The following is a 25,209-nucleotide window of genomic DNA, read 5'->3' as shown; positions in this document are numbered from 1 at the left end:
AGATAAATAGAATATGGGGAATAAGCTAAAAGTAGCGTTATTGTGGGTAGTTCCTATCGTTTTAGTCATAGGTTCACTGTTGTTAGGTTCAACAGAAAACCTGAGTCTAAGCGAGTTGCTACACTATGCTGGGCGAATGTTTGCACGTTGGCAAGGGCAGGATATAGCTACAAGTCCAATTGAGACTATTTTATGGAAGGTAAGAATGCCACGTATCATCTTGACTTTTTTAGTGGGGGCTTCTTTAGCGTCTGCTGGTGGTGTATTACAAGCCATTTTTAGAAACCCAATTGTAGATCCTTTTACGTTAGGGATCTCCTCAGGGGCTGCTTTTGGAGCGGCGTTGGCAATGCTTTTTCCCTTTATGTCTATTAACTTATCTGCTTTTGCCTTTGGTGTGTGTGCTGTTTTAATGACGTATGGTGTTTCCTATGCTGGTAGTCGTACTTCAATTGTAAGTATGGTGTTGTCAGGAATTATCATATCCGGAATTTTCACAGCTTTGCTAACGCTATTGCAATATTTAAGTGATCCGTATAAGTTGCAAGCGATTATACAATGGACAATGGGTAATTTACACACGGCCTCTTGGTCAAAAGTAAATATGGCTGTTTATCCTATTGTAATCGGACTGGCGGTGATCGTCTTTTTAAGATGGAAGCTTAACTTATTGTCGTTAGGAGACAACGAAGCACTGGCGGTAGGGGTTAATCCAAAAGTATTAAAGCTGGTGTTAATTGCCGTATCTACTATGATTACAGCTTCGTCTGTAGCGGCAGTAGGTGTAATTAGCTTGTTTGGATTAATTGTACCTCATATCAGCAGAATGATTTTCGGACCAGATAACAGTATTTGCGTTTGGGCAAATATTAGTATCGGGGGAGCATTCTTATTGGTAATTGATGATTTTTCAAGGGCTATAATGCCGTTTGAGATACCTGTAGGTGTATTTACAATGTTGATTGGTGCTCCTATTTTTATCTACTTAATGAAGAAAAGTTTAATGAATTGGAACGGATGAGCAGTATAATTTCAATAAAAGACTTGAGTTTTTCGTACGGAAAAGAACAAGTGTTGAACAAGGTGAATGTTCAGTTTGCAAAAGGGGAGTTTTCTATTATTCTGGGTAGAAATGGTAGTGGTAAATCAACGCTGTTTAATGTGTTAGCAGGGTTGGAACAAAAATATACTGGTGAAATTATCATTGGTGATACGGAGAGAAGAAAGATTAAACCGGGACAACAACAAGGAATACGCCTTGGGTTTTTAACGCAGTTTCATCAAACGACTTTTCCTTTTAAAGTGAAAGACGTGATTTTGACGGGGCGTGCTTCTTTTTCTAAGTTTTCACCCAGTGAGGAGGACCACCAAGCGGTAGAAGATGTGTTGAATCAATTTGACTTAGCCCACTTGAAAGACAAGGCATATACGTCATTGTCTGGGGGAGAGCGACAATTGGTTTTACTGTGCCGCGTATTGGTTCAAAAACCAGATGTATTGTTGTTAGATGAACCAACAAATCACTTAGACTTACATTATCAAGTGGCTGTATTAGAGTGTGTACGCGCCTTGGTAGATCAAGGGACTACGGTACTTTGTGTGATGCACGACCCCAATATGGCATTTATGTATGGTGATAAGTTTTACTTAACGGAGAACAAGCGCCTTTTAGACGTAAATACGTGTGAACAAGAAGAATTGCACGAGTTGCTTGAAAAGACGTATAAGTTGCCGTTGACGTATTTACAGAATAATGGGCGACCATTATATGTTCCTTCAAGAAAGAAATAAGATGGAAAAAATACAGGTTACCAAAGTAACGCTGGCAGACGCCCAGGAGATATTACAATACGTAATAGAATTTAGAAAAGTGTTGTTTCCAATGCTTGACCCTGTTAAAGTACCGGGTGACTTAGCCAATTTTAACGAGGTGTATATCAATAACCCTAAGGGTGTTTTTTTACAAGCTCGCGATGAACAAGGAAACTTAATTGGCGTAATTGGAATGATGGAATACGATCACCGTTTTCCGTATTTAGATTACAGTCAATATACTACAGTAGAAGTAGCTCGCTTATTTGTAGAGCCTGCTTATAGACGTAAAAAAATAGCACAACTCTTGGTTGACGAACTGAAGAAAGTTGCTATTGACAAGGGCATCAATATGTTGTACCTACACACACATCCGTTTTTGACTGGCGCTTTTGAGTTCTGGCAAAAACAAGGATTTCGCTTAATTAAGGATGCAGAAGAAGGAGGTTTCTCTACACTTCATATGGAGCATCCACTGTAAAAAGAAACTACAAAACCACTAAATAGATGAAACAAAAATCACTTTTTTGGAAGTTATCAATCCTATTGGTATTTCTTCCCATGATTTCTATTGCCCAAGTTTCCGAAACTGTTTTCGGAGTAATTCTAAACGGAAAGGGTAAGCCTATTGCTGATGTATTGGTTGCAGCACCACAAAAAGCGCTAATGACAGAAAGCAATGACAAAGGGGAGTTCCGCTTTGGAGATAAAGTTGAGTTGCCAATTGATATTGAATTAACGGCAATTGGCTACAAAACAAAAGTTGTAACACTTAAAGAAGGAGTTTACAGTGCGGATAAAGGGATGAGTATCACTTTAGAAGACGACAAACAACAATTAGATGAGGTATTGGTAACAATTCGCCGTGATAATTCGTACTTGACAAATAGTACTGTGTTAGGAGGAAAGTTTAGCGGTAAGTTGAAAGACTTAGCACAGTCAGTATCCGTTGTTTCAAGTGAGTTGATGGAAGATAAACAAGCGTTTCAAGTAACCGATGTGGTACAAGATTTAGCGGGTGTAACACAAGCCTCATCTTATGATGAGTTTGTTGTACGTGGGTTTAAAACAGGATACGACAACGGGATGCGTTTGATGAACGGACTTCGTTCTGCTTACGGATTTGGAGAGAGTTACTACCGTTCTCCGATGACAATCAACTTAGAAAGTGTTGAGGTGTTAAAAGGACCTGGAGCTTCGTTATTTGGAGATATTTCACCTGGTGGAACAATCAATATGGTTACTAAAAAACCATTAGAAGAACACAAAGGATTAGTTACAATAGCTGCCGGAAGTTTTCAAACATTGAGAACAACGTTAGACGTAGGTGGACCTTTAGATAAAGAAAAGAGAATATTATACCGTTTGAATGCTGGTTATGAGGATTCTAAAACATTTAGAGATATTAATAACCGCAAGAACTTTGCTGTAGCACCATCGTTTACCTTCAAACCAGTTGACGGAACACAGATTGATGTAGATTTAATCTTTGACCAGTTTAACGGGTATTTGGATAGAGGAATGAGTATCAAAGGAAAAGACTTGTACGCTTTACCTCAATCGTTTACGTTGAGCCAACCGTCAGATTTCTTTAAAACGAAAACAACTACGTTAAGTGGTCGTTTATCACAACGCATTGTTGATAATTTAAACCTATATGTAAACTATCAAAAGTCTATCTATCAAGAGGATTTGAACGAGCATAGAACGCTGAACTCTTTTGCAGATGAGGCGCAGACTATTGTAAACTTGCGTTATTTTGACCGTCACGGGAAAGAGTACACAGACAACTTAGTGTCTTATTTAAAATGGGATATCTACGGTAAAAACTTTGATAACCACATTGTATTTGGTGTTGATTACGCTCAGTATAAGGGAGATAAGAACAGTTGGCAACGTGAAGCGAGATCAAAAGAGGAAGATGGAAAGATTGTTCCGTTGACATTTGATACAAACAACCCAGTTTACCAAGGGGCAGATACAAGTACGTATGTGTGGAGATCAAACTCTCAGTACCCATTTATGAGTCCGTATAAAAGTACAGGAATTTACGTACAAGACCAGATGAGTATTGGCGAGCGTTTCAAAATGGTATTAGGATTGCGTCACGAAAATTACAGATCAGAAAGTACAAACTTAAAAGACGATTACACAGCAACACAAAATGTGTGGTTGCCAAGAGTTGGAATGACGTATAAGATTAACGAGCAAATCAACTACTTTGCAAGTTACTCACAAGGATACGTACCAGTAGCGGCAAACTTTGTAGTGAACCACAAAGATTACGGTTCAGATACTCCGTTTAAAGCAGAGCGTAGTTTCCAAGTAGAAACAGGAGCAAAAGCAGGGTTTTTAAATAACCAATTGCAAATGGACTTGTCTTTGTTTAGAATTGAAAGACAAAATATGTTGATTGGAACAGGGCGTGTAAGCGATGCAGGATTACCAGTGTACAGACAATCAGGAAAGGTTGTGTCACAAGGAGTTGAGTTAGACGTACGCGGACAAATTACGAAAGAGTTTCAGGTAATGGCAAACTACACCTTTAACGACACAAAAGTAAAAGACTCTGAGATTCCGTCAGAAGTAGGACAATCTCTACCAGGAGCACCAAGAAATTCGGCAAGCGTTTGGATGAAATATGTTTTCTCAGACACAGCGTTAAAAGGATTAGGATTTGGAGCAGGTGTGTACTACGTTGACCAAAGAAGATTAAGTGATAGTTCAGAAAAGAACGCACAAGGAGAAGCAGTTTGGGGGTATTTACCATCATACACAACAGCTAACGTAGCCTTGTACTATCACATCAATAAATTTAAAGTAGCTGTGAATGTAAATAACTTATTTGACAAATATTACTTCTTAGGAGGATTTGACTACACTCGTGTATTTGCAGGAGCACCGAGAAACGTAATGGTTTCTTTAGGATATAACTTTTAGTTAGCTTGGCCGAAAGGTCAGACAGATTTTTAATTTTTAATTGCAGATGAAAAGCAGTGGTGGACGTTTGTCTGCTGCTGCTTTTTATTTTTAGGAGGTATCTTTTGTAAGAAAGACACAGTAGAAAGTTAGGAGCTAAGCATAAACATCACTTTTTTAAAAGAAGCAAGATAAATGAAGCTTTAAAAGGTATTGTATTGTAATTAAGAACAGATCAAAGTCCAGTTTTAAACGGACCATGTTCGAGACATCTACCACACAAGTACCACACTCCTTCGAAAAAAGCCCTTTTTTCCGAAGGAGTGTGGTAGTAATGTGGTAGTAATGTGGTATAAGTATCAAAGAAGACTGTAATAACAATGCTTTAAAGCCTATTCTTTTAGGTAATAGTGGTACTAAAACAACAAATATTAGTGCGCTATCATAATTTATTGTACAATAGGCAATAGAATTAAATTGACGATTTAAAAAAAGAGTAAGTGTTCAATTTGACTGATAAAAAGAGCTTAAAAAGGTATCTGCAAAAGAATATTTATTACAAGAGAAGGGTACTTTAAAAAAAACAAATAATGGTGTTGTACTAAAAGTATTTAATTGTATTAAAAGATGCGTTTTTGGTAAAATGAGCTATAAGGTTTTGTATAAACTTCTTACAAGGAGTATTTTTACTTAATTTTTTATAATTAATTCCCAATATGTACCTAAAAAAAGGGAATAGCACGTTTCTTGTTGGTCAAAAAAAGTCATTTTGTAAAGTTTAAAAAGGTGATATTTCTCGTAATGTCAAGTATATCAAGGGAATTAAGCTTTTTAAAACAGAAAATAGCCCAAAAAAAAACAAAAAAAAAGTGATAAAAACCTATTTTATGGTAGTATAGTCAAGATTTGTGCTAACAGCATAGTACTTGTCGGTTTTATATTTGTACTTATAATTTCAGTAGAATAAACAACAACAAAATCTTGTATGAAAGAGATAATTTATTTTATCGTTTTAAGTTTCTCTCTTCTTTGTTTTGGTTTGACATCAACTAACCAAAACAGAGGAGGCATACGAGGTGAAGTAAACTCTACTGTACACTTTTCGACAACAAAGGTTTCTTCGGAACACATATATAAAGTAAGCCAACATCCCCACGTTGGTATCGAGCTTGAATTAAGTGAAGATACTAACACAGCAGAATTTATCGGATTATTGATAGAGGACGCTTTGGCTTATTTCTTTTTTAACAATGTAGATTACTCTCCAAGAGGACTTCCTAATGGACAGAATGAACAGTGTGCTCACTTACTGCAGTATAGAGCCAAGTACATCCTGTACCATTCTTTTAAATTACCTATCGTATAATCACTATTTAGTGATCCTTAGGTCTTTGACACTCATTGTGTTAAAGAATACTTATCTATGAAAATTTTAAGCTAATCGGCATCGTTTATGATGTTGGTTAAGATAACTATTGTTCAATTTTAAATAAATTCTGTATGCACTTAGTACCAAGAGAAACAGAGAAATTGTTATTGCATTTAGCAGGAGAACTTGCTAAAAAGCGTAAAGCAAGAGGGTTGAAATTAAACTACCCTGAGTCAATTGCCTTCATTAGTAGCGAATTATTAGAAGCTGCACGTGATGGAAGATCAGTTGCTGAATTAATGCAATTCGGAGCTACTTTATTAACACGTGATGACGTAATGGAAGGAATTCCAGAAATGATCCACGATGTTCAAATCGAAGCTACTTTCCCAGACGGAACAAAATTAGTAACTGTTCACAATCCTATCCGTTAATTTAAAAATTAGTAAAAATGATTCCAGGAGAATATTTTATTAGAGAAGAAGATGTTGTATGCAACGAAGGTAGAGAGATTACTAAAATCGTTGTAGTAAACACAGGAGATAGACCAATTCAAGTTGGTTCACACTACCATTTTTTTGAAGTGAATAAGATGATGGAGTTTGACAGAGCTGCTGCTTTCGGAAAACGCTTAAACATTATTGCAAGTACTGCTGTTCGTTTTGAACCAGGAGAAGAAAAAGAAGTTGCACTTGTGCCATATGCAGGATTAAGAAAAATCTACGGACACAATGATTTAGCAAACGGAGAGACAATCTCAGAAGAAGCTAAAATTGCAGCGGTTAAAAAAATGGAGAAAAATCACTTTAAAAACAAAAAATCATGAGTTTAAACGTAAGTAGAGTAAACTACAGCGCTATATTCGGACCTACAGTAGGTGATAAAGTGCGTTTAGGTGACACAGATATTATCATTGAAGTTGAAAAAGACTTCTCAAGTTACGGAGATGAAGTAAAATTTGGTGGAGGTAAAACGGTAAGAGATGGTATGTTACAGTCATCTAATCACATGGCTGAGGAAGGTGTACTTGATATGGTTATCACAGGAGTTCTTATCATTGACCACTGGGGAATTGTAAAAGGAGATATCGGTATCAAAAATGGAAAAATCGTTGGTGTTGGTAGAGCTGGTAACCCAGACACAATGGACGGTGTAACAGAAAATATGATCATCGGAGCATCTACAGAAGTTCACGGAGGAGCAGGATACATTATGACTCCAGGTGGTATTGATACTCACATTCACTACATCAGCCCAACACAAATTGAAACTGCGCTTTTCAGTGGTGTAACTACAATGATCGGTGGTGGTACAGGACCAGCAGATGGAACTAACGCAACTACTGTTACTCCAGGTAAATGGAATATGAAACGTATGTTACAAGCAGTTGATGGATTGCCAATGAACTTTGGTTTCTTTGGAAAAGGAAACGTAGGAGCAGAGCAACCAATCATCGAGCAAATCGAAGCTGGAGCATTAGGAGTTAAGATCCACGAAGACTGGGGAGCTACTCCTGCTACAATTGACAGAGCGTTATCAGTTGCTGATAAATACGATGTTCAGGTAGCTATCCACACAGATACATTAAACGAAGCTGGTTTCTTAGAAGACACAATGCAAGCGATTAATGGACGTGTTATTCACACTTTCCACACTGAAGGAGCTGGTGGAGGTCACGCACCTGATATCATCAAAGCAGCAATGTACCCTAACGTATTACCTGCTTCTACAAACCCAACTCGTCCGTTTACAAAAAATACAATTGACGAGCACTTAGATATGCTTATGGTATGTCACCACTTAAGCAAAAATATCCCAGAGGATGTTGCTTTCGCTGACTCTCGTATCCGTCCTGAAACTATTGCAGCTGAGGATATCTTACAAGATCACGGTGTATTCAGTATTATGAGTTCTGACTCTCAAGCAATGGGTCGTGTTGGTGAAGTTATCACAAGAACATGGCAAACTGCTGATAAGATGAAAAAACAAACTGGATTCTTACCAGAAGATGAAAGTGCTGAAAACGATAACTACAGAGCAAAAAGATACGTTGCTAAATATACTATCAACCCTGCAATTGCTCACGGTATTTCTAACTACATCGGATCTATCGAACCAGGTAAAATTGCCGATATGGTACTTTGGAAACCAGCTTTATTTGGAGCTAAACCAGAGATGATTATCAAAGGTGGTATGATTGTAGCTTCTAAAATGGGAGACGCTAACGCATCTATCCCTACGCCACAACCAATCATCATCAGAACAATGTTTGGTGGATTAGGAAAAGCAGTTAAAAACACTTGTTTCAACTTCGTTTCTCAAGCTTCTTTAGAAAAAGGAATTCAAGAAGAATACGGATTAGACAAAACTTTATTACCAGTAGCTAACTGTCGTAATATCTCTAAGAAAGATATGATTCACAATGACGCAACACCAGAGATCATTGTAAATCCAGAAAACTATGAAGTGTTAATTGACGGTAAGAAAATTACAAGTAAACCAATTGACGAAGTGTCTTTAGGGCAACGTTACTTCTTATTTTAATAATACAATCAAGGTGTAAACCTTTTGCACCTTGATCTTTTAGCCCTTTTTAAAGCATTAGCTGTTACTGCTAATAGCTAATGCTTCATCAAGGCAAGTAGAAAAGGAATATAAAAAAGTCTCTCATTTATCATGATTATAACAAAAGCATTGCGCAATGATATCACAGCCTTAGACAATTCGGAAGTCGATGTATTGTCTATTGAGTGGTTTCAAACTCAGAAGAGAATACAACGATTGCGAACAGCGTCAGGAAGGGAAGTGGCGATTAAGTTTATGGACAAAGGTCAAGAACTAAGACACGGAGATGTTTTAGTTGACGATGAAACAGGAATGGTTGTCGTTCGCGTTCTCCCTTGTGACTCAATCGTAGTGCAGTTTGATGATCTTTTAAATTTAGGATTAGTAGCTTATGAAGTAGGAAACAAACATTTAGCTCTTTTTGTAAAGGAGAATAAGCTGCTAATGCCTTTTGAAAGACCAATTTATTTATGGCTACAACAACAAGGATATGCACCAAGTGTTCAATCAGAAGTGTTATTACACAAGTTGAATGCTAATGTAGATCCTAGCCATAATAAACGCTTTTCTTTTCAAATGTCAAAAACTATAATGTCAATAAAATAATAATTACTATGCAGAGTCAGTTTTTAGGAAGATTATTACACTTATCAGATCCTACTTTACCCATAGGTGGTTACACTCACTCAAACGGGTTAGAAACTTATGTACAAGAAGGACTTGTAAATAGTAAGGTAACTGCAGAAGAATATGTTAGACATAACTTGTGGTATAACCTTAGATATAATGATGCCGCTATCATGAAATTAGCTTACGACGCTGCTTCAAAAGGGGATTTAGCTGAATTAATCAAGCTTGATCAAGAGTGTAACGCACTAAAAAGCCCAATGGAAGTACGCCAAGGAAGTCAAAAATTGGGAGTGAGGTTGTTTAAAATATTCTCGAGATATGTAGATAATCCGTTAGTAGAACAATGGGGACAAATTATCAGAGAAAAGAAAGCTTATAGCCACTATTGTGTTCTATTCGGAATGTTTGCTTACTTAATGGAACTTCCTATTGTAGAGGCTATGCACGCTTATTATTACAATGCTGCAATAGGTATGGTAACCAATGCCGTAAAACTTGTGCCACTGGGGCAGTTAGACGGACAAGATATCCTATACTATTTGCACGATGATTTATGGACGTTGAGCCAAGAGTCCCTAAACCTTGACCGTAACTTAATTGGATTGTGTAATGTAGGTTTTGATATTCGTTGTATGCAACACGAAAACCTTTATTCTCGATTGTATTTATCATAATAAAACTCATAAAAATGGAAACTAGAAAATATGTTAAAATTGGAGTAGGAGGACCAGTAGGTTCTGGTAAAACTGCTTTATTAGAAAGTTTAAGTCGTCGTTTAATGAATGAGTATGACTTAGCTGTAATCACAAACGATATTTATACAAAAGAAGATGCGAAGTTTATGGCAGAAAACAGTTTGTTGCCAGCAGACCGTATCATCGGAGTTGAAACAGGTGGATGTCCTCACACAGCAATTAGAGAAGACGCAAGTATGAACTTAGAAGCTGTTGATGAATTAGCACACCGTTTTCCAAACTTAGAGTTAATCTTAATCGAGAGTGGAGGAGATAACTTATCATCTACTTACAGTCCGGATTTAGCTGATATCACAATCTTTGTACTTGACGTAGCAGAAGGAGAAAAAATGCCTCGTAAAGGTGGACCAGCTATTACAAGATCAGACTTATTGTTGATCAATAAAATTGACTTAGCGCCTTATGTAGGAGCAAGATTAGAAGTAATGGAAGCAGATGCACGCTTAATGCGTAAAGGAGCTCCATTTGTATTCTCAAACTTAAAAACAGGAGAAGGACTTGATGCTATTATCGGTTGGATTAAAAAATATGCTCTATTAGAGGATGTTGAAGAACCAAATTTAAAACGATAAGCATGATATGTTCTTTAGATATTAAAGTTGAGCAACGTGACGGTGTATCCTTCTTAAAGGATGCATACGTTACTCAACCATTCAGAATTGTTCCAGTGGGACAATATCGTCGTGATAAGGCAGCTTATCTGATGATTATGAGTTCATCACCGGGATTGTTAGACGGAGATGACCACAGACTTGAAGTGAAAGTGGCAGAGCATTCGAAGTTACAATTGCAAACGCAAGCGTACCAACGTTTATTCCATATGAGAGACAAGTCAACACAAACAATGGCTATCAACCTTGAAAAAGGAGCAGCCTTTGCGTATGTACCTCACCCTGTTGTACCTCAGAATTCATCAACATTCATTAGTCACAACATCGTTAATCTGGCAGAAGATTGCCAATTCTTATTAAGTGATATTGTTACTTGTGGACGTAAGATGTCTGGAGAACAGTTTGAGTACAATCACTTTCAAAACTTAACAGAAGTTTTCGTAGACAATGAAATGGTCTTAAAAGACAATGTGTTGTTACAACCTGAGTTGATGCCTATCCAAGGATTGGGAATTTTAGAAGGTTTTACACACCAAGGAACATTGATTTACTGTAACACAGCTAATGTGGCAGTAGAAGAATACATCACTTACTTTCACGCTCAGTACAAAGACGTTGAAAACATCGTTTTTGGAATTAGTAAAACAGAGCAAGACGGCTTTGTAGTAAGGGTACTTGGTTATGGTGCAGAACAACTATACAACATCTTCCAGGAGATTCAACAAAAATTGTGGAGTGAACTATTCCTATAAAAAGAGTTCAAAAATTTTATATTTTAAAGTACGTTTATGAAAACGATTGTTAGTCATTATTACAATGCATTGTTCAAAGGATTTGGACAAATTATGTTACAGGGAAACGCAATAACAGGAATTTTATTTATTGCAGCTATTTTTTACGATTCAGCACTAATGGGAGTAGCTGGTATTGTGAGTAACTTAGTAGGTATCGGAACTGCAAAGTTGATGAAGTTCAATGATGAAGATATCGAAAACGGACTATACGGGTTTAACGCAAGTTTAATCGGGGTAGCCCTAATTTTCTACTTCCAATCTAATGTTTGGGTGTGGTTGGGTATTGTTTTAGCATCAGTATTAGCTACTATCGCTATGGGTTACGCTGTGAAATACAAACTACCAGCATATACATTTCCATTTGTAGGGATGACGTGGATTACACTTTTTGTGTTAAGTATCCCAGAATTAGCTATTCCATCCGTGCCAGAACACTTCGTTGACATTCAAGAATTAGACGATTTCTTAATTGAAGGACACGCATTCGGACAAGTAATTTTCCAAGGAAGCTTCATAGCAGGTGTTATCTTCTTTTTAGGAGTATTCATCAGTAAGCCGATCAATGCGCTATACGCTTTTGTAGCAGTAATGATTAGTGTTTTCATTTCTCACTACGTTGATATCTCAGACGATTTAGTAAAAGAAGGAGTTTTAAGTTTCAACGCTGTACTTTGTGGTATTGCTATGGGAGGAGATAAAGTTAGGGACGGAATATACGTTTTAGTAAGTGTAACTATTGCAACGTATATAGACGCTTTAATGATAGAATATGGATGGACAGCCTTAACATTCCCATTTGTATTTTCAATGTGGTTAATGTATCCAATCAGAAGATTTGATGGCTGGTTAGTCGATAAATATTTTTCTAAAAAGCAAGAAATAGCATAGAAAAGTCTTTTTTTATTACAATTATAACACATTGAGACCTTCGTATTACTTAATTTAGCTTTGCTTAATAAATAAAAAAAAGGTCTTTAATTTTATATCCAATATGTCCAAACCTTCAATACAAATTCTAAATAATTATCAGTACAAAAAGCTGTTTTTGCCAGATATTAATGAGCACAGCCTTTTTAATGAGAGTAAGATACAGATATATCGTATTGAGGATTATTTGAGAGGCATCGTAATGCCAGTTATCCCGTACCGTACTACGTTTAACTTTATGATTTTTGTAACTACAGGTACCCTAACGCAACACCTTGAAAGTGGAGCGTACACCTTAATTGCAGGAGACGTAATCAACGTAAAACAAGGGAATATTACAGCTACGTTGTCTATATCGGCAGACATAGAAGGCTTCTTTGTTGTTTACGAGAGTGAGGTTATCACCGATATTTCTTTAGGTAGTACAGATTTACAATTCTTTACAATGAACCCTTATGTAGTTTTAGACGACACCAATGCTAATTGGGTTAGACGCGTATTAGAGCTGCTGGAAGAGGAAGTAAATGGCGAAACTAAAGATATGGAAATCAGTATAGCGTTATTGCTAACTGTCTTAAAGAAGATCATTAGAACAGATATTGAGAATAAGACCCCAATGACAAGGCAGTTAGATATTGCCTTTAAATTCAGAGAGTTGGTACAGAAATTTCATATCGACCATAAAAATGTTCTGTTCTACGCAAACCTTCTCCACATTTCAGAGAACTATCTCAATAAATGCGTCAAGGAAGCAACAAATAAACCCCCGAAGCAGTGGATTAATGAAATTAGTATTCTGCACAGTCAAATCTTATTACAAGATAAGACCAGAGATATCGCTGGTATTGCCTTTGAACTGGGCTATAGTTCAGCTTCATACTTTACTCGTTTATTCAAGAAAGTAACAGGATATTCGCCAAGCGATTATCGAAAACAGAAGTTTATTTTGTAGTAAAAAACATATATAACCCAAAAGCACCTTTTCAATTGATTAGGTGCTTTTTTTGTATCTGGAACTGAGAAGCGGGAACCGAAAACGGGGAACCGGTATGCGTAAAACGAAAGACGTGATGCGTCTTTGTGGATATATGCCGTGCGGGCGAATAATAATCCCCTACTTTGGTGGTGGATGATAATCTGGTTATTTAAAATGGTAATTCGGTTCCCGGTTTCCCGTTCCCGAAATACGTAATACGTCTTTGTGGATATATACCGTATAATTTTGGTGTGTATATCCGTGTGATTTGACACATAGTATATCGGTACAGATGCGATACTTCGCGTCTAACATTTGCATATTCCATTTGCATTGCGGTATCCGTAGGGGTAAACCCTCGTGTTTACCCCCAATTAATTATTTATAATTAATCATATATAATGTTTGTTTATAAATAAACAACAATGGACGAACACACGGGTTCGCCCGTACTGAGCGCGATACGTGATATACATTGTGTCGCATGCCGTGCGGGCGAATAATAATTCGCCCCTACCTTGGTGGTTGGTGGTAATCCGAAAACGGGGAACAGGGAACCGATATACGTAAAACGTGATGCGTCTTTGTGTATATGTATTATGCAGGTTTGTTTATAAATAAACAACAAGGGGCGAACACACAGGTTCGCCCGTACGAGCGCGATACGTGATATACATTGTGTCGTATGCCGTGCGGGCGAATAATAATTCGCCCCTACCTTGGTGGTGGGTGGTAATCCGAAAACGGGGAACGGGGAACGGGAAACCGAAAACCGATATGCGTAATACGTAAAACGTGATGCGTCTTTGTGTATATGTATTATGCAGATTTGTTTATAAATAAACAACAAGTGGCGAACACACAGGTTCGCCCGTACGGGCGCGATACGTGATATACATTGTGTCGTATGCCGTGCGGGCGAATAATAATTCGCCCCTACCTTGGTGGTGGATGATAATCTGGTTATTTAAAATGGTAATTCGGTTCCCGGTTTCCCGTTCCCGAAATACGTAATGCGTCTTTGTGGATATATGCCGTATAATTTTGGTATGTATATCCGTGTGATTTGACACATAGTTTATCGGTGCAGACGCGATACTTCGCGTCTAACATTTGCATATTCCATTTGCATTGCGGCATCCGTAGGGGTAAACCCCCGTGTTTACCCCCAATTAATTATTTATAATTAATCATATATATATAATGTATAACGTGAACCGAAAACCGATATGCGTAATGCGTCTTTGTGGATATATATTATGCGGGTTTGTTTATAAATAAACAACAATGGGCGAACACACAGGTTCGCCCGTACCTTGGTGGTTGGTGGGTAAAATAAACAAGTAATAAGTAACTAATATAGATGTTTTTTAAAACACATTTATAATGTTAAAAAATTGTAATAGAGGATGTTATTGCGTAATTTTAAATTATATCTTTGCATCACAATAAGAAGAAAAATAATGAAAAAAGAGGAGATAATAGATAAAGTTGGAAATACTCTGATTTACTTTGCAGATCAGATGCCTTATCTATCCAAAACAAAAGCGTTAAAATTAATTTATCTATTAGATGAGATGTCAATAAAACGCAGTGGTATTCCTTTTTTTAACCTATCATACGAAGCTTGGAAGTTCGGTCCTGTAAACCAAGAGATCTTCACTCAATTAGACAGTAATGAAACCTTAGCCTCACTAAAGCGTTACATTAGTATAGATAAACAACAAGGCAAAGGGTCTTTCATTAAATCAATAAGCACATTTAACAATGACGAGTTTTCTGATAATGACATTACATTATTACAAGAGTTAACGACACAAGTACAAGGGTTAAATGCAGAACAATTGGTTGAAATGACACATCACAAAGGAGGACTTTGGTATACGTTAGTTGTAGAAAAGGGCTTGCTTGACGACTTTACGAATGGCGTTAGGAACACGAGTGATTTTAAAATTGACTTTCACAAATTAGTAGAAGAAGATCAATTGAAAAAACACCTCTTAGAAGAGTATGAAGAGATGCAACGTTTTACTACAAATTACTCATTCTAAAAACTATTCAGTTGGAGGCAGGAACGTTGTTATATATCAAAAACTATATGTTTGACAATGGTCAGAGGAAAGACAAATTCTTTTTAATACTAAAGAGAGTTGGAGATTCAGACGCATTGTTAATCAGCTTACCTTCCAGCAAAGACTATGTACCATCAACACAATCAAATTGCGTAGAGATTTCAAGTGCTAATCAAACTGCCTTTATTTTTAATGCCGGGGAAATAATAACCAATACTAACTTCTCATTTAGTGTTCGTACTTATTTGTATGGTCAATACATCACAGTAAAAAGTGTTGATGATTTTAATAATGATTACCCACAAGAAGGCAGAGATTATGAAAAGATAGGTAAACTGAAATATCGTATTTTACAACAGGTAATAGACTGCTTTAAACAATCCGCTACTGTAAAAAATAAGATTAAAAAGATACTATAAGTATTACCGGGAACGGGGAACCGAAAACCGATATGCGGGAACGGGGAACCGAAAGACGTGATGCGTGAACCGTATAACGAAAGACGTAAAACGTAATGCGTCTTTGTGTATATGTATTATGCAGGTTTGTTTATAAATAAACAACAAGGGGCGAACACACAGGTTCGCCCGTACGGAGCGCGGTACGTAATATACATTACGGAAATTGAAAAAACGGAAAACCGGAAACCGGAAAACCAGAATATCAATACCAACCGATACGTTTAAATAACGAATTACCATTGTAAACGTTAACTTCACTTTTCAACCGATACCTCTAATTGACGAAATATCATTAATGTACAAAAATGTCACTTATTAACTGATGCGTCTGTGGCGGCCTTATTTGTTTAGCGAGCGTCAAATGTTTGAAGATGCCGCAAAATGAAAAGGTGTTTGAAGCGTAATGAAATGGAGCAAGTTCTTTTCATTTAGGCATTGAAAACTAATTTGACCGCTAAAGAAATAGAGCCTTGATTTTTTTGCTTCGTTTTTTTATCAAGACATCGAAGATTCACAGTTCATTGATGTTAAAAATAAAATACTCGCTGTACAAAAATGAAGAGAAGACATCAGAAAAACGAAGTTTTTCAAAAAGTTGTGAAAGCGCAGCTTTCAAAAAAATGAAAAGAATGAATAAGAAATGCATAGCTTTCAAAAAACAATTCATTTGATATTCTCCTTCAAACTACCTACATTAGAAGTCTAAATACTTACGCTATGTTTAACACGACAACTTATAACAACAGAAGAGCAAAATTAGCTGATAATGTACAAGCTAAAGGTCTTTTACTATTTTTGGGAAACATTGAAAACCCTGTAAACTTCGAAGACAACACCTATCACTTTAGACAAGATAGTTCGTTTTTATACTATTTTGGCATCCAACAACCCCATTTAGCAGCAATCATCGACTTAGACGAAAACAAAACAATTGTCTTTGGAGATGAGATGTCAATTGACGCAATCGTATGGATGGGGCGCCAAGAAACACTTAAAGAGAAATGTGCAAAAGCAGGAGTAGAGGAAACTCGCCCTTTCGCAGACTTATACACGTACCTTAAAAAAGCCCAAAGCGCACAACGTCCAGTGCATTACCTACCGCCATATCAGTCGGTAAACAAAATATTGTTGAGCGATTTGTTAGAAGTGCCAATCAAACAATTATCGCCATCCGTGCCAATGATTCAGGCTATTGTAGCACAAAGAGAAATCAAAGAAGCACAGGAAATTGTGGAGATTGAAAAGGCATTAACGGTAACCAATGAAATGCACTTATTGGCTATGCGTATGAGCAAGGCAGGCGTTAAAGAATACGAGATTGTCAGTGCTATTCAGAACGTAGCCGGAAGCCATAATTGTGAGTTGGCATATCCGTCTATCGTAACCATAAACGGGGGAATTCTGCACAACCATTATAAGATGAACACCTTACAGTCGGGGCAATTACTGTTAAACGACTCAGGATGTGAAACAGCTATGGGATACGCGTCAGACTTAACACGTACATTTCCAGTGGACAAGAAATTCACAGCAGAACAACGCGATTTGTACAATGTGGTATTAGCTTCGTTTGAAGGAGCGAAAGCAGAATTGAGAGAAGGAACCAAGTTTAAAAACGTTCACTTAAAAGCAGCAGAAATATTGTCGCAAGGGTTGATCGACTTAGGGTTTATGAAAGGAAACGCACAAGACGCAGTAGCCGCACACGCACACACGATGTTCTTCCAATGTGGATTAGGACATATGATGGGGCTTGATGTACACGATATGGAGGACTTAGGAGAGCAATACGTAGGGTACACGGCAGACGAACCAAAGGAAACAAGCATTTTTGGTTTAAAGTCACTCCGTTTAGGAAAAGCCTTGAAAGCTGGCCACGTATTGACAGTAGAACCAGGGATTTACTTTATTCCAGAGTTAATCGAAATGTGGGAAGCAGACAAGAAAAATGCGGAGTTCATCAACTATGAAAAAGTTAAGGCGTTCCAACATTTCGGGGGAATCAGAATAGAGGATAACTTCTTAATTCAAGCCGATGGTTATCAACACTTAGGACCAGAATTGATTAAAACCGTTGCTGAAATAGAAGATTACAAAGCGAAGTTTTAAGAAAACATACATACTAAGAAAGGGCGAATATTACTTCGCCCTTTTTATATTTTAAGTTCTAACAACTTCTCCAAAAGCGTGTTAAACGATGTAGCAAACGCGTTTTAACCGTTTACAGATCAACAGTGATTACTCTTCGCCTTCGTGAATTTTCTTCAACGACCTATTCAACGTACGGGTTGTAATTCCAAGATAAGACGCCATATCCTCTTTCGAAATGACCACATTCTCTTTTTGTTGTAGTTCCAACAACTTCTCCAAAGCGTGTTCAACCGTATATAACTGTTGAAAAGAAGCACGTTGACTGGTGTTATACACACGTACCGCCTCAACCTCTAAAATCGTATTATTAAACGTGATATCTGTTTTCAGTAAATGCTCAAAAACCGACAGCGGAATAATATACGCATTCACAGGTGTAATTGCCTCCACCGAGCACAAGCAGTTCCTTTTACTCAAGTATTCAATCTCACCCATAATCTCACCCGTACTCAAAAACTCCGGAATATATTCCTTCCCATTTTCCTCTGTAATAAAGCACTTGGTAATACCGTCTTTAATCACGATAACTTTGGTAACCGCATCCCCTTGGTGCAGCATAATATCCTTTGGTTTATAAGGATGTAGGAGAATTTTATCATTGAAAACTTCCGTCTGAGCAAGCGACTCGATGTACGATAAAAAATCAATATTTATTCTTAACATTTTTTTATAGCATTAAGGACAAATGTCCTATGTGAGTGATGTAATTTTTGTGACTTTTGTAGTGTCAAAATTAGATAAATATCTCGAGAGTTGGAAAGCTTTAGAGGATTTTGTGTTTAGGTTATATTCATAATTTAATGTTGTGTTTTAGTTATCTAATTTTGATTTTTTTTTTTTCAATTTATATTACAAGTGATAAAGTGTTTTTTTCAAAACAAAAAACGGGAGAGCAAGGTAAGTGGTGCTCTCCCGTTTTCGTTGGAAACGAAGAAAACGTAATTTTTGTTTTTCATTTTAGTTAAAAATGAAAGTGTGTGTTTAAAGAAACGGGAGATCGCAGTACATATCGGTCTCCCGTTTTTGTTTTTCTTGAAAGCGATGCTTTCAATCTTTCTTTCTTTTTTGAAAAGCTGCGCTTTTCTGTTTTCTTCTTTTCTTTTTTGTCTTGATCCCAAAAGGTAGGGGAATTATTCGCCCGCACGGCATACGACACAACGTATATCACGTATCGCGCTCGTACGGGCGAACCTGTGTGTTCGCCCCTTGTTGTTTATTTATAAACAAACCTGCATAATACATATACACAAAGACGCATTACGCATATCGTTTTACGTATCACGCATCACATATTAAAAAACCGGCTCACAGTAGGTAAACTGCAAACCGGTTATATAAATAAATATTAACTTAAAACTTATTATAAGCACTCTTTTCAAGCTGTTTCGCTGTAAACTGATAAAACGAAACGGCCTCATCTACATACTTTTGATTCAACTTCGGACTCTTAACCAGCGGAATAACCGGATTGTTAATTGCCCCAGGCGTAAACACAAACTGGTTTACATTTCTGTTAGCACTCAATATCGTAAGCGTATTGTCTCTAATATACCCTAAATCTTGGTAAGTAGCAATAAAAGCACGCGGAACATACTCCTCTGCCAATACATTCGTGCCAAAAAACTTAGACTCATAACTGAAGTTAAGCAAACCAAGCAATGTTGGCATCACATCAATCTGCGACATCACTTTATCAAACTGTTGTGCAGGCACCCCATTTGGCGCGTATATCATAGCCGGAATACGGTATTTATCAAGCGGTAACTGTGTTTTACCAGCACTAGACGCACAGTGGTCAGCCATAATAACAAACACCGTATTCTCAAACCACGGTTGCTTAGCTGCCATTTTGAAGAACTGTCCAATTGCATAATCAGTATAACGAACCCCCTTATCACGACCACTCGACAAGTCCGACACATCCAACACTCCCTCCGGATAGGTAAATGGGCGGTGGTTACTCACCGTCATAATCTGATTAAAGAAAGGCTTTCCAGTAGCGTGTTCCTCATTCATCACCTTAATCGCCTTGTTAAACATATCCTCATCACAAACCCCCCAGATGTTTTCAAACGTAATCTCCTCTGGTTTAAAAGCAGACTTATCCACAATATTATACCCATTACCCCCATAGTAATCGCGCATATTGTCAAAATACGCATCACCACCATACAAGTACTTTGTCTCATACCCCTTTTTAGCAAACACAGAACCCGTTGTAAACTTGTCCTTGTTGTCCACGCGTTTCACCACACTCTCACCAGGCGAAGGCGGAATACACATCGTCATCGCCTCCAAACCACGCACCGTTCTATTACCTGTTGCATACACATTAGTAAAAAACAAACTCTTTGTAGCCAGACTATCTAAGAAAGGCGTCAACTTTTTATCATTACCATAAAACGACAAGAAATCCGCACTATAACTCTCAATACTAATCAACACCACATTTTTCTTTTGCATAGTAGAGTCGCCTTTAATCTCGCGCAATAAAGACTCCCCTCCGTTATAAGAAGGGTAAAACTGTTTCATATTCTTCACCACAGTTTCCTCAGGCACTGTGTTGTAAAACTGAAAGTAGTCTAACATACTATTTGTAAAAGCACTGTAAAATTTATACACCCCGTTGCTCGCCAATTCAGCCGTGAAGATATTATCCTTTTGTTGTTGTTTCATAATAGACGGAGTAGCCCAAAGTGCCAAAGCAACCACAGCCATATAAACTGCGCTATACTTTAATTTTTGAGAGAATGTAGCAATGTTTACCACGCTATCATTTGTCTTTTTGTAGATGAAATACGTACATAAAGCTGTAATCAAACCAACCCCAGCAAAAAGTGGAACCACAGGATACGACTCCATAATATTCCCAATCACCTCATTAGTATATACCAAGTAATCCACCGCAATAAAGTTAAATCGCACACCAAACTCATTCCAGAAAAAGAACTCGCTCACAGAGTTTTGCACTAAAATCAGTACAAATAAGAAAAGAACAAAAGCATAGTTTACCTTTCTAATTGCCGTTCTCTGTTGAGGTAAAAACAAGCAAAGACCAAACATCACTGTTTTGATTGATAGGAAAATAATTCCAATCTCAGGTAGTACGCCTCCATATTCATTCAAAATTGTCTTGCCAAACGTTACCCATATCCACAGCCCAACAAGCAAAGAAAACAGGATATAACCAAACGGTTTTTTGTATTTGTCATTCGATAAAAAGATAAAATACAACCAAAAAATAAGGTAAGCGATTATAAAAATCGCTATATCTCTAATTGCACCAATCAAGAAAATAGACATTAATTCGCCCACACTAAAAGAAGACGAAGTGATTGGGTGAACAATTAAAACAATTCTCAACACAAAATTAATCAGCAAGTATAAGCCAATCAAGTATTTAAAAGGTTTGTAAAACGAAGCGTTTTTCAACATAGTTATAAAAATGGTAAAGTGAAATTTATTTTTAAAAATAATAAAACTACAATGAATTATATTTATTGTTTAAAAGAGTGCAATTATAAGATAACTTTAAGAAATAGGGATATCTATTGGTATAAAAATAATTATAACAGCATACAATTATTTTAAAATATGTTACTCTGTTAATTTAAAATACAACTTGTTTTTGTTTAAGCAAAAACTGTGCTATAAATAAGTATTTTTATTATAATTATTTTAATTAATGTGTAAATATCGGTAAAATATGATAATTGATAGAACAAGATATAGATAAGTCAATTAATCAGTGGCTTAGTCGCTGTTTCTAAACCGGACTACCGAAGTCAGAAGCTGAACTAATATTTTTGTTGCAAATGTTTAAATAACAGCGACAATGAAAGACAACCACACTATAGCGACTATCCGTCACGATTGGACAAAAGAGGAGATTCAGGCCATATATGACACGCCTTTATTAGAATTAGTTTACCAAGCGGCAACCGTTCACAGAGCGTACCACCCAAAAAACGAAGTTCAAGTAAGTACCCTATTGTCAATCAAAACGGGAGGTTGTCCAGAGGACTGTTCATACTGTGGACAAGCAGCAAGATATCAAACCGATATTAAAGTACAACGCTTGTTGCCAGTAGACACCGTTTTATCACACGCACAAAAAGCAAAAGACAACGGATCATCTCGATTCTGTATGGCAGCTGCGTGGCGTGAAGTGAGAGATAATAAGGACTTCGACAAAGTAATCGACATGGTAAAAGGAGTAAATGAAATGGGCTTAGAAGTTTGTTGTACTCTTGGAATGTTAACAGAAGAACAGGCAATTCGCCTTCAAGAAGCGGGATTACACGCTTATAATCACAATATAGATACGTCAAGTGAGAACTATGACAACATCATTTCAACGCGTAAGTTCAGCAACCGTACCGACACAATTCAGAACGTGAGAAAAGCAGGAATTACTGTTTGTTCAGGAGGAATTATCGGATTAGGGGAGAACGATAGCGACCGTATTTCAATGTTAATGACGTTGGCAAATATGGAGAAACACCCAGAATCAGTGCCAATTAACGCCTTAGTACGTGTAAAAGGTACGCCAATGGAAGATATGCCTAAGGTAGATACAACAGATATGGTTAGAATGATTGCTACAGCGCGAATCATTATGCCAGAAACAATGGTACGTCTAAGTGCAGGTCGTATTGAAATGGACGAGTTTGAACAGGCGATGTGCTTTATGGCAGGGGCAAACTCAATGTTTTCAGGAGAAAATGAGACGTTGTTAGTAACGCCAAACCCAAGTTTGACAAAAGACAAAACACTATTGGAGAAATTTGGATTAAAACCAATGGTAAGCAGCAAAAAAGCGTGCCATGAATAATGAATTACGATTAAGAGACAAAGCTGTCAATTGGCATCCTTATACACAAATGAAAACAGCGGAACACATCATTCCGATTGTCAGTGCAAAGGGAGTTTACCTAACAGACAGCGATGGCAAGAGTTATATAGACGCTGTTTCTTCTTGGTGGGTAACGCTTCACGGACATTCACATCCGTACATTGCCCAAAAAGTAAGTGAGCAGTTGTCCACTTTAGAACAGGTTATCTTTGCGGGGTTTACCCACAAACCTGCTATTGAACTATCAGAGCGATTATTGGCTTTATTGCCTAATAATCAGCAAAAGGTATTTTATACAGACAACGGATCAACGGCAATTGAAGTCGGACTGAAGATGTGTATTCAATACTGGTTCAACAAAAAACAAAAGCGCAGCAAGGTGTTGGCTTTTAAAAACGCTTATCACGGCGACACGTTTGGAGCGATGTCTGTCAGTGGAAGGGGAATCTGGACAGACCCATTTGGAGCTATGTTGTTTGAGGTTATTTTCATCGACGTACCAACAAAGGAGAACTTCGAAGCTAACAAACGCATCATTGATCAACACGCAGACGACATTGCTTGTTTTGTGTACGAACCCTTAGTACAAGGTGCGGCGGGAATGTTGATGCACGAGAGTGAGTGCTTGAGTGAACTGATGACCTACTGTCGTTCTAAGAATGTATTGATGATACAAGACGAGATATTCGTAGGTTTCGGACGTACAGGGAAGTTGTTTGCAGCAGACCATTTGACAGAAAAGCCAGATGTAATGTGTTTTTCAAAAGGACTAACAGGAGGAACAATGCCATTAGGGCTAACCACTTGTACCAATGAAATATACGATGCTTTTTACTCAGAGGAGAAAGATAAAGCTCTATTCCACGGACACTCGTTTACAGCGAGTCCCCTTGCGTGTACAGCGGCAGTGGCAAGTTTAGACTTGTTATTACGACCAGAAACGCAAGATGATATTGCCAGAATAGTAGCACAACATAAAGCATTTGCCGACAAGTTGCAGCTGCACGAGAAGGTAAAATGTGTACGACAAACCGGTACAATCCTCGCTTTAGAGTGGAAAACCGGCAACACCACAAGTTATTTTGATGATATTCACGACAGGTTGTATGCGTATTTCTTAAACAAGGGAATATTGTTACGTCCACTTGGAAATATCATTTATTTGTTGCCTCCTTATTGTGTAACAAATGAAGAATTAAACCATATATATACTACTATTTTCCAAGCTTTGGACGAGGTGTAGTAGGAGTTTTATACTTCGTATGGGGAATTTATTATGGCATACCACAAGCTGATTCTTGGGTATGGGCATTGAAACAGATGCCACTGTTGTTTTTATAAAAGGATTTTATACTTTTAAATATTGAGGATATTTAAAAGGGATAGGATCCTTTTTTTGTTGATATAATTGGGCTCCCATTTTATCCGTGCATACGCGATATTTTTCATCGCTACATCACAAATTCCATTTGCATTGCAGTCTGTCTATCCTTGTAATTCGATCGTAAGGTTATCCGTACAGAAGCGATACTTTTCATCGCTACATCATAAATTCCATTTGCATTGCAGTCTGTCTATCCTTGTAATTCGATCGTAAGTTTATCCTTACAGAGGGGATACTTTTCATCGCTACATCACAAATTCTATTTGTATTGCAGTCTGTATATCCTTGTAATATGATTGCCAGTTTATCGGTTTATTTATCCAAAAACAACGCATCAATTATTACGTATTTTGCTGTGTAATATCACAATTTTAGTGATAAAAATAGAAGTTTTTTTGAAATCCAATAAAGTGAATCAATATAATTTTTATCAGTATAATTAACTGTTAGTTAATGTGTTATGTGTTTGTCCAATATAATGAAACATTAAAGAGAGGATGAAACAAGTTCTTTTGCTTGAGTAAGGGAAATAAGAGTAATTCTAAGGAGGTTTACTTGTTAAATCAATGGTGGATAATAGGTAAATAATAGGGGATATAACGAGCCATAAGAAAGGTGAAAGTATAGTTCTAAAAACCTAAATGCTAACGCAAGATAATTATGGTTACACGTCTATATATAAGGAGTAGTTTGCGGTATTTACACATCTATATATAAGGAGTAGCTTGCGGTATTTACACGTCTATATATAAGGAGAGGCTTTCGGTATTTACACGTCTATATATAAGGAGTAGCTTGTAGTATTTACACATCTATATATAAGGAGTAGCTTGTAGTATTTACACATCTATATATAAGGAGTAAAAAGCACTATTTACACGTATATATATAAGGAGTAAAAAGCACTATTTACACGTATATATATAAG

At 37.1% G+C, this 25,209-nt stretch carries 21 protein-coding genes; 19 read left to right on the top strand and 2 right to left on the bottom strand.

What is annotated here, in order from left to right:
• Positions 1-13 precede the first annotated feature (13 nt).
• The 17 genes from BLT46_RS03500 (at position 14) to BLT46_RS03420 (ending at position 18,000) form a co-directional block, all read left to right on the top strand.
• On the top strand, positions 14-1,021 hold the full coding sequence (locus tag BLT46_RS03500) for a FecCD family ABC transporter permease (RefSeq protein ID WP_090406278.1): 1,008 nt from the start codon (positions 14-16) through the stop codon (positions 1,019-1,021).
• Positions 1,018-1,791: an ABC transporter ATP-binding protein gene (locus BLT46_RS03495; RefSeq protein WP_090406276.1), complete on the top strand. Its 774-nt coding sequence runs from the start codon at positions 1,018-1,020 to the stop codon at positions 1,789-1,791. Before BLT46_RS03500 ends, BLT46_RS03495 begins: the two co-directional genes overlap by 4 nt.
• Before the next feature lies 1 nt (position 1,792).
• Entirely contained in the window at positions 1,793-2,293 is a 501-nt protein-coding gene (locus BLT46_RS03490) for a GNAT family N-acetyltransferase (RefSeq protein WP_090406401.1), read from the top strand.
• Positions 2,294-2,319: 26 nt separating this feature from the next.
• Positions 2,320-4,752, top strand: a complete 2,433-nt coding sequence (locus BLT46_RS03485; RefSeq protein WP_176770715.1) for a TonB-dependent receptor — start codon at positions 2,320-2,322, stop codon at positions 4,750-4,752.
• Between the two features lie 964 nt (positions 4,753-5,716).
• Positions 5,717-6,097 (top strand): hypothetical protein, encoded by a 381-nt coding sequence (locus BLT46_RS03480; RefSeq protein WP_090406270.1) that lies wholly within the window; start codon positions 5,717-5,719, stop codon positions 6,095-6,097.
• 134 nt (positions 6,098-6,231) lie between these two features.
• Complete coding sequence (ureA, locus tag BLT46_RS03475) at positions 6,232-6,534, top strand: urease subunit gamma (protein ID WP_090406267.1); 303 nt, start codon at positions 6,232-6,234, stop codon at positions 6,532-6,534.
• A gap of 17 nt (positions 6,535-6,551) precedes the next feature.
• Positions 6,552-6,926: an urease subunit beta gene (locus BLT46_RS03470; protein WP_090406265.1), complete on the top strand. Its 375-nt coding sequence runs from the start codon at positions 6,552-6,554 to the stop codon at positions 6,924-6,926.
• Positions 6,923-8,644, top strand: a complete 1,722-nt coding sequence (ureC, locus tag BLT46_RS03465) for an urease subunit alpha (RefSeq protein ID WP_090406263.1) — start codon at positions 6,923-6,925, stop codon at positions 8,642-8,644. The genes BLT46_RS03470 and ureC overlap by 4 nt, the downstream gene beginning before the upstream one ends.
• A 132-nt stretch (positions 8,645-8,776) precedes the next feature.
• A complete protein-coding gene (locus tag BLT46_RS03460) occupies positions 8,777-9,271 on the top strand; it encodes an urease accessory protein UreE (RefSeq protein ID WP_090406260.1) in 495 nt (164 codons plus the stop codon).
• Positions 9,272-9,279: 8 nt separating this feature from the next.
• Positions 9,280-9,969, top strand: a complete 690-nt coding sequence (locus BLT46_RS03455) for an urease accessory protein UreF (protein WP_090406257.1) — start codon at positions 9,280-9,282, stop codon at positions 9,967-9,969.
• Between the two features lie 14 nt (positions 9,970-9,983).
• A complete protein-coding gene (gene ureG, locus BLT46_RS03450; protein WP_090406254.1) occupies positions 9,984-10,622 on the top strand; it encodes an urease accessory protein UreG in 639 nt (212 codons plus the stop codon).
• A gap of 2 nt (positions 10,623-10,624) precedes the next feature.
• Complete coding sequence (locus BLT46_RS03445; protein WP_090406251.1) at positions 10,625-11,413, top strand: urease accessory protein UreD; 789 nt, start codon at positions 10,625-10,627, stop codon at positions 11,411-11,413.
• Positions 11,414-11,449: 36 nt separating this feature from the next.
• Positions 11,450-12,343 carry an urea transporter gene (locus tag BLT46_RS03440; RefSeq protein ID WP_090406248.1) on the top strand — a complete coding sequence of 298 codons (894 nt, stop codon included), beginning with the start codon at positions 11,450-11,452 and terminating at the stop codon, positions 12,341-12,343.
• 157 nt (positions 12,344-12,500) lie between these two features.
• Positions 12,501-13,334 (top strand): helix-turn-helix domain-containing protein, encoded by an 834-nt coding sequence (locus tag BLT46_RS03435; RefSeq protein WP_245722933.1) that lies wholly within the window; start codon positions 12,501-12,503, stop codon positions 13,332-13,334.
• Positions 13,335-14,821: 1,487 nt separating this feature from the next.
• Entirely contained in the window at positions 14,822-15,409 is a 588-nt protein-coding gene (locus tag BLT46_RS03430) for a Panacea domain-containing protein (protein WP_090406243.1), read from the top strand.
• Positions 15,410-15,420: 11 nt separating this feature from the next.
• On the top strand, positions 15,421-15,849 hold the full coding sequence (locus tag BLT46_RS03425; protein ID WP_143021853.1) for a hypothetical protein: 429 nt from the start codon (positions 15,421-15,423) through the stop codon (positions 15,847-15,849).
• A gap of 759 nt (positions 15,850-16,608) precedes the next feature.
• Positions 16,609-18,000: an aminopeptidase P family protein gene (locus BLT46_RS03420; protein WP_090406236.1), complete on the top strand. Its 1,392-nt coding sequence runs from the start codon at positions 16,609-16,611 to the stop codon at positions 17,998-18,000.
• Positions 18,001-18,129: 129 nt separating this feature from the next.
• On the opposite strand, the gene BLT46_RS03415 is transcribed toward BLT46_RS03420, so the two are convergent.
• Both BLT46_RS03415 and BLT46_RS03410 read right to left on the bottom strand, forming a co-directional pair.
• Positions 18,130-18,705, bottom strand: a complete 576-nt coding sequence (locus tag BLT46_RS03415) for a Crp/Fnr family transcriptional regulator (protein ID WP_090406231.1) — start codon at positions 18,703-18,705, stop codon at positions 18,130-18,132.
• A gap of 687 nt (positions 18,706-19,392) precedes the next feature.
• On the bottom strand, positions 19,393-21,477 hold the full coding sequence (locus tag BLT46_RS03410; RefSeq protein ID WP_090406228.1) for an LTA synthase family protein: 2,085 nt from the start codon (positions 21,475-21,477) through the stop codon (positions 19,393-19,395).
• Between the two features lie 400 nt (positions 21,478-21,877).
• Here BLT46_RS03410 and bioB point away from each other — a divergent pair, with 400 nt between their 5' ends.
• Positions 21,878-22,876, top strand: coding sequence for a biotin synthase BioB (gene bioB, locus BLT46_RS03405; protein ID WP_090406225.1), 999 nt, complete (start codon positions 21,878-21,880; stop codon positions 22,874-22,876).
• Positions 22,869-24,140: an adenosylmethionine--8-amino-7-oxononanoate transaminase gene (bioA, locus tag BLT46_RS03400; protein WP_090406223.1), complete on the top strand. Its 1,272-nt coding sequence runs from the start codon at positions 22,869-22,871 to the stop codon at positions 24,138-24,140. Before bioB ends, bioA begins: the two co-directional genes overlap by 8 nt.
• Positions 24,141-25,209 lie beyond the last annotated feature (1,069 nt).

Origin of the sequence: Myroides phaeus (assembly GCF_900099675.1) — a bacterium.
In the GTDB taxonomy this organism is placed as follows: Bacteria; Bacteroidota; Bacteroidia; order Flavobacteriales; family Flavobacteriaceae; genus Flavobacterium; species Flavobacterium phaeum.
Note: the sequence above shows the minus strand (reverse complement) of the source record. Positions and strands in the feature narration are given on the sequence as shown.

What these genes read in the sequence shown, in the direction of transcription:
- BLT46_RS03500 (WP_090406278.1), top strand. Translation starts at nt 14, where the DNA reads ATGGGGAATAAGCTAAAAGTAGCGTTATTGTGGGTAGTTCCTATCGTT.
- BLT46_RS03495 (WP_090406276.1), top strand. Translation starts at nt 1,018, where the DNA reads ATGAGCAGTATAATTTCAATAAAAGACTTGAGTTTTTCGTACGGAAAA.
- BLT46_RS03490 (WP_090406401.1), top strand. Translation starts at nt 1,793, where the DNA reads ATGGAAAAAATACAGGTTACCAAAGTAACGCTGGCAGACGCCCAGGAG.
- BLT46_RS03485 (WP_176770715.1), top strand. Translation starts at nt 2,320, where the DNA reads ATGAAACAAAAATCACTTTTTTGGAAGTTATCAATCCTATTGGTATTT.
- BLT46_RS03480 (WP_090406270.1), top strand. Translation starts at nt 5,717, where the DNA reads ATGAAAGAGATAATTTATTTTATCGTTTTAAGTTTCTCTCTTCTTTGT.
- ureA (WP_090406267.1), top strand. Translation starts at nt 6,232, where the DNA reads ATGCACTTAGTACCAAGAGAAACAGAGAAATTGTTATTGCATTTAGCA.
- BLT46_RS03470 (WP_090406265.1), top strand. Translation starts at nt 6,552, where the DNA reads ATGATTCCAGGAGAATATTTTATTAGAGAAGAAGATGTTGTATGCAAC.
- ureC (WP_090406263.1), top strand. Translation starts at nt 6,923, where the DNA reads ATGAGTTTAAACGTAAGTAGAGTAAACTACAGCGCTATATTCGGACCT.
- BLT46_RS03460 (WP_090406260.1), top strand. Translation starts at nt 8,777, where the DNA reads ATGATTATAACAAAAGCATTGCGCAATGATATCACAGCCTTAGACAAT.
- BLT46_RS03455 (WP_090406257.1), top strand. Translation starts at nt 9,280, where the DNA reads ATGCAGAGTCAGTTTTTAGGAAGATTATTACACTTATCAGATCCTACT.
- ureG (WP_090406254.1), top strand. Translation starts at nt 9,984, where the DNA reads ATGGAAACTAGAAAATATGTTAAAATTGGAGTAGGAGGACCAGTAGGT.
- BLT46_RS03445 (WP_090406251.1), top strand. Translation starts at nt 10,625, where the DNA reads ATGATATGTTCTTTAGATATTAAAGTTGAGCAACGTGACGGTGTATCC.
- BLT46_RS03440 (WP_090406248.1), top strand. Translation starts at nt 11,450, where the DNA reads ATGAAAACGATTGTTAGTCATTATTACAATGCATTGTTCAAAGGATTT.
- BLT46_RS03430 (WP_090406243.1), top strand. Translation starts at nt 14,822, where the DNA reads ATGAAAAAAGAGGAGATAATAGATAAAGTTGGAAATACTCTGATTTAC.
- BLT46_RS03420 (WP_090406236.1), top strand. Translation starts at nt 16,609, where the DNA reads ATGTTTAACACGACAACTTATAACAACAGAAGAGCAAAATTAGCTGAT.
- BLT46_RS03415 (WP_090406231.1), bottom strand. Translation starts at nt 18,705, where the DNA reads ATGTTAAGAATAAATATTGATTTTTTATCGTACATCGAGTCGCTTGCT.
- BLT46_RS03410 (WP_090406228.1), bottom strand. Translation starts at nt 21,477, where the DNA reads ATGTTGAAAAACGCTTCGTTTTACAAACCTTTTAAATACTTGATTGGC.
- bioB (WP_090406225.1), top strand. Translation starts at nt 21,878, where the DNA reads ATGAAAGACAACCACACTATAGCGACTATCCGTCACGATTGGACAAAA.
- bioA (WP_090406223.1), top strand. Translation starts at nt 22,869, where the DNA reads ATGAATAATGAATTACGATTAAGAGACAAAGCTGTCAATTGGCATCCT.